Raw genomic sequence first — 856 nt, 5'->3', positions numbered from 1 at the left:
TTTGCAAAACACCTATCAGGCTCTTTTTTAGTTTTTTTATTTTGGTTGGTATTTGTATTTGTGTGATGCATTCACCTATACAGCTGATGATTGCAGATAATATGCGTCTGGTGGGTGTTATCCATGATAAAAAATTATATATTGATCGTTACCATATTTCTAAGTTAACGTCATCCATATGGAAAAAGTCATTCCGTGTGAATGAAATGATTAAACCAACAAAGTATGGGCCTTCATTGCACGGACAATTTATTTGTGATCGTCATGTCTGTTCATCCTTATTGGATAATGGATTAAAAGTGATCGTTTTACACAGAGAAACAGATCAATGTGTAGAGGCAGATATTCTCATTCAGACATTTACAATTGCGATGCATAATCCAGTATGTCACAAGAAGGCAAAAATAATATTTACCCCTCAACAATTGTTATCACGAGGAAGCGTGATGATGACCAAAAGTGGGGATATTATTTGGTCTTCTCTAGGGTTTCATAGACCATGGAATATGCATAGACGGTATGCACAAAAAAATATATAATTAAATCGCATTTTTCTTCATATCTGGACGATGACAAAACAGAAAAGAATAGAAGACTTTTCTGATAATATTTTGCGGTATTTAGATTGGTAAATTTATCAATGTCATTGAAACGAAATAATAATCTACAGTTTTCTAGAAATAGATGATTTTTATATCTGATCATTTTAATTTTTTCAAAAAAGTTGCTATGTGCGTCTTTGTGCATCCTATTGATAGCACAAGATAAATCAAAAATTCTTATTGAATGAGAAAAATGCTAACAAATCTTCTCAAAGAAATAAAAAAGATAATTGTTGATTATTCTATTTTATTCT

The 856-nt window shown here is 31.0% G+C and carries 1 pseudogene; it reads left to right on the top strand.

Annotated elements, in window-relative coordinates:
- A pseudogene (locus ACFIO3_RS14290) lies at nucleotides 1-539 on the top strand (transporter); the annotation flags it as partial.
- Between the last annotated feature and the right edge of the window lie 317 nt (nucleotides 540-856).

The organism is Bartonella sp. AD328YNZD (assembly GCF_042196425.1).
This window is presented reverse-complemented; position numbering and strand designations above follow the sequence as displayed.